This is a genomic window from Microcystis sp. M_QC_C_20170808_M9Col (assembly GCF_007095495.1).
Taxonomy (GTDB): domain Bacteria; phylum Cyanobacteriota; class Cyanobacteriia; order Cyanobacteriales; family Microcystaceae; genus Microcystis; species Microcystis aeruginosa.
Genome location: NZ_SFBZ01000019.1, coordinates 1 through 4607 on the forward strand (window position 1 = coordinate 1; position 4607 = coordinate 4607).

Sequence of the window (4607 nt, forward strand, 5' to 3'; positions counted from 1 at the left end):
CGAAAACAAACGATAGAAACAATAATGGGAGGGACTTTCAGTTAATTATTTATTAGTAGTTGATAATCTTCAAAAATGTTGCTGTACAAGGATCGACTTAAGACTTTTGCAAGAGGTCTATTATTCAAGGACTTCTTCAATAGAATCCCCTGCTGCCAAAAATTCCATAACTGTTTGCACCGGAATTCGGGTTCCAGCTATAACAGGTCTTCCATTACAAATATCTGGATGGATATGGATACGACTTTCCATTAAGGTTTTGTTACCTCTTTGATGACCTTAAGTAAACTTATTATATCCTTTCATGGTAGTAGGTGAGGATGTTGGGTTTCCTTAAAATCGATCGCTGCAGCGGTAGGAATTGCATTAAGGAACGAACCCTACCAGAATCTACTCATCCGCCGCAACTGCGTCTTAGAAGGTGATAAGCTAAAAGGGTTCTTCGGTTTGTCTTATGCAACGGAAAGGATTATAAGAGATGAAACCCTTATATAGAAAGATATTTGGCGATTTTTGTCAATTGTTTTTGATCTAGAGCGAACTAATCAATTAAATCTCTTGCCAGATAAGGATTTAGTCGATTTATGCCCCCCTATCGGACCATAACAAGTAACGAAGAGCCGCTAAAAGTTTAGAGAAAGCCAAAACTTTGACTCGAAATCCTTTACTAATTCTATCTAATTTTGTCTTTATAAATATCTTCAATGCAAACCACATTTCATGGAAGAACAAGTTCCAAAAATACCCGTGCTGTGGAAATCTCAAGGCAAGAAGCATATCTGCAGCAAACGCTGAGCGAATTTCACCTTTTGTACTCCATGCTGCTTGAATGTATCTGATTTGCTCTGCACCATGTAACCAATGACCAAGAACCATTCCCTGTTGAAATATTCTAGCCTGCAAGTACAGACCTAACAATCGATCAAAGCACCAGAAAGGAATCCAAGTTAGCGATCCTAAAATTTGTGTAAAGCTCAATAAATCTTCAACTGCTTCTCGTGTAATATTCGTCTTCCAAACTTTGTTATTGAAATTCTCAGGATGTGGTCCTTTTTGATCCGTTCGCTCGCTATAAAACCATAAGGAGTTAAGCTTAAATTTATTATTTAAAGGAGAAATAGGGATTTCTTGAAGAATTTCACTTTCAGCATACTCTTCCCTGTTATATTTTGTCTCAACAGCAGTGAGCTTAGCAATATCAGGTAGATCGTCCCATGAACGCTCAATCGACTTTGTATCTTGATAGTGTATGCTTTTTTTGCATAAACGTAAACATATACTTCCAGGATATAACTCAAAATATGATTTTACTATGTCAGTGATCTGTGGATGCAAAAAGTCATCATCATCTAAAGCGATAACGTAGTCTCCTGATACATTCAATAAACCAGTCGCACGCTGTATTAATTCTCCTTTATAAGGACTTACAATAGCTTTGATCCTCGAATCATTAAATTCTTGAATTACTTGCCCTGGTGGATAAACTAATATGAACTCTACATCTCCTTGAATAGACCTAAGCTGCTCGAACCAGTAAGATGAGAAATTACCACGAGTTGGTGTAACGATAGATAAAAGCATTCTCTACTCTCTTCTCTTTAATTGATAGTATGCCTAAAATCGAGGGACATCTAACTGTTGATTATACAGAAACTTGACCTATAACAGTCCTCAGAGTAAGGATATGGGAAAACTTTCGGCATATCACCCCATTTTAGCGGAATTGCAGCGAACTTTTCCGTATATCAAACCCAGAAGCCTGTTAGCTAGATTAGCCTACTGCAAACAACCTCCTTTAGGCAGATTTGTGACAATCAGCCGAGATACAAAGAACTTTTCAGCGACCATAGCACGAATTATAATTCTTCAGGTAACTGAGCAGACTAACTAAAAGTGGCGATGGCGGAGCAAATTCTTTCTCTACTCTTGTACTTAATTCTCATTTTAACGGCTTTTTGGTTTATTAGCCCCCAAAAAAAGCCCCGTAGTCATCCCGCCTATCATCTTGCTTGTTTACTAGAAGATGCTCCTGAAAGCTCTTTAAAGGGTCAATTTTATCCCCTGGCTACTCCCTTAGCTACCCCGATCGCCTGTACTGTTCCGCAGGTGTGGCGCAGTGTATATAGGCAGTCTCTGGCAAAACCGGATGTTAACTATTGGCAATGGCGCGGTATGCCCGAAAATGAGCAGTTTTGTCGGGAATTAGGGGAATTATTGCAATTAAATCCGGCTAGAGGTTACGCTAAGGAAATTCTGGAAAGTCTCGCCTTGGGTCAAGATCCTTTTTATCATCTTTACTGGGATCTAAAAGCGATCGCTCATGGTAACTTTAACACTATTGGCACTAATAAACTAGCTGAGGGCAGATTTGCCAGGCGAGATTTGCGAACTCATCAGCAGATGCGGAGGGATTTTCGTCAATGGCATTTACAAGCTTGTGAACAGTTGGGAAAAGAGCGGGTTAAAGCGGTTTATCGGCGGTGTTATGGGTCAGATTGGTCATTAATCGCCCAAATTCTCTATCCTTCGCCCCGTTCCTTGGCCGTGATGATTATAGAGTCGGCTAATCCCGTTTGGTGGCGAGTTTTGGGGATTACTCCTTTTACCACGACTAGCCGGATTGAGAACAATTATAAAACTCTCTTGTGTTATTGGCATCCCGATCGCAATTCCCATCCCAATGCGACAGAAATCACCACCCATCTTAATCGCGCCTACGATTGTTATCAAAGTTTTCAGGAGATGAGTAGTCAAGATAATGCACCTTTGTGGACGAAAATCCGTCGCTGGATTCCTTAGACTTTACTCTAGTTTTTCCCTTGACTTTTTCCTTAACGAAAGAATGTTAGTCTAGGAACAATTTATGACCACGCTTGCACTCTCAGGGTAATGAATCTAGTGCTTTTAAACAATCGCTACCAAATTGTTAGTATCCTTGCTAGGGGGGGATTTGGGGAAACTTATATCGCTATCGATACGAATATGCCTTCTCAACGGCGCTGTGTGATTAAAAAATTGCAGCCGGCCATTCAAAGTGAGGGGATGCCAGAATGGTTAAAAGAACGTTTTCAGAAAGAAGCAAGCGTTTTAGAGGAATTGGGGGAGCAAAATCGCCAAATACCCCGTTTATACGGTTATTTTGCCCAAGATAATCACTTCTATCTGGTGCAGGAGTGGATTGAAGGGGAGACACTAACCCAAAAACAGCAACGTCAGGGAAATTTATCTTCCTCAGCAGTGCAGAAGATTTTAGAGAATTTACTGCCTGTTCTTGATTTTATTCACAGTCGCCGCATTATTCACCGGGATGTGAAACCCGATAATATTATCTTAAGAAATAGTGATAATTTGCCCATTTTAATCGATTTTGGGGTAATGAAAGAAGCAGTCGCCACCTTACTCGATCCTACGGGAAAAAGTGCCTATTCGATCGCCCTTGGCACCCCCGGTTATATGGCTTCAGAACAGGCCGCCGGGAGACCGGTCTTTTCTAGTGACCTTTACAGCCTAGGCTTAACGGCGATTTTTTTATTAACGGGAAAAACTCCCCAATATCTAGAAACTGACTCGCGCACGGGGGAAATTCTCTGGCGACAGGAGGCAGAAAATGTTAATCCTAATTTAGCTATGGTAATCGATCGAGCGATCCGTTTTCATCCCCGGGATCGATTTGCTACTGCCAGGGAAATGTTGGCAGCTTTAGGAGAAATATCCCCCGATTTGTCCACCCAACCGACTATCGCGGTTTCTCCCCATAGTCCCCGATTAAAGTCCTCTACACCCCCAAAACCAACCGTCTCCCCCACTGTGGTTATTCAACCCAATTCTGGGGAAAAAAAGAATCCTTGGCTGTCGATTTTGCTGATTTTTGCGGTGACAATTGGGGCTTTTGCCCTAGGATATCGGGGATTTATGGCTCTTTTACCCAAAAATGAGGAAATTGAACCATTACCACCCCCCGAACCTTCTCCTAGTCCTGAAATCATTCCTCCTCCCTCCCAAGATTTTCCCCCTATCCGACGACCTTCTCGTCAACGGACTCCCATTTATTCCCCGACTCCTACCCCATCCCCGACTCCTACCCCAGAGGTGATTCCTAGTCCAGAAGTGACTCCAGAATTAACTCCTAGTCCCACCCCAGAAGAAGTAATTCCTATTCCTGTTCCCCTTCCTGAAACGGAGCCAAGTCCTCAAGTTTCTCCCCTTCCTTCTCCTTCCCCTTCTCCTTCCCCTTCCCCTGTTCCAGAGGTGATTAATCCCCCGGTTAATGAGGATAAAATTGAACCGATCGCTCCTCCTGTTTTATCACCTTCTCCTCCTGAAGAAAATAGTAATTATTGACTCTCCCGCGCTAACCGCTCGCGCAGTGTAGCGGGGGATTCTCGGTTCTTAGGCTTTTAACTAGATCGACTTGGTTTAACCCGGTCGATCCCCGTCAAATCGCCTCCGCAAGCGTTTTCTAACACGGTCAGTCCGACCGCATTTTTTCTGAACTTCCCCCATACATATATACTATAATAGCCGAAAACCCTTATCCATCAATGGATGCACCCCCTTAACTTTTCTTAATGTACCCATGTAATTTGTAACATTTCTTAATGGACAAG

4 protein-coding genes are annotated in these 4607 nt (G+C 42.3%); 2 read left to right on the forward strand and 2 right to left on the reverse strand.

Annotation, left to right across the window (positions count from 1 at the left end; genetic code table 11):
- Positions 1-120 precede the first annotated feature (120 nt).
- Positions 121-252, reverse strand: coding sequence for a DUF433 domain-containing protein (locus EWV68_RS01340; RefSeq protein ID WP_072319915.1), 132 nt, complete (start codon positions 250-252; stop codon positions 121-123).
- 330 nt (positions 253-582) lie between these two features.
- Entirely contained in the window at positions 583-1581 is a 999-nt protein-coding gene (locus EWV68_RS01345) for a glycosyltransferase family A protein (RefSeq protein WP_287168565.1), read from the reverse strand.
- A gap of 318 nt (positions 1582-1899) precedes the next feature.
- Between EWV68_RS01345 and EWV68_RS01350 the strand changes: the two genes are divergently transcribed.
- Positions 1900-2799 (forward strand): J domain-containing protein, encoded by a 900-nt coding sequence (locus EWV68_RS01350; protein WP_287168566.1) that lies wholly within the window; start codon positions 1900-1902, stop codon positions 2797-2799.
- Positions 2800-2889: 90 nt separating this feature from the next.
- Positions 2890-4341 carry a serine/threonine-protein kinase gene (locus tag EWV68_RS01355; RefSeq protein ID WP_287168568.1) on the forward strand — a complete coding sequence of 484 codons (1452 nt, stop codon included), beginning with the start codon at positions 2890-2892 and terminating at the stop codon, positions 4339-4341.
- The last annotated feature ends 266 nt before the right edge of the window (positions 4342-4607 follow it).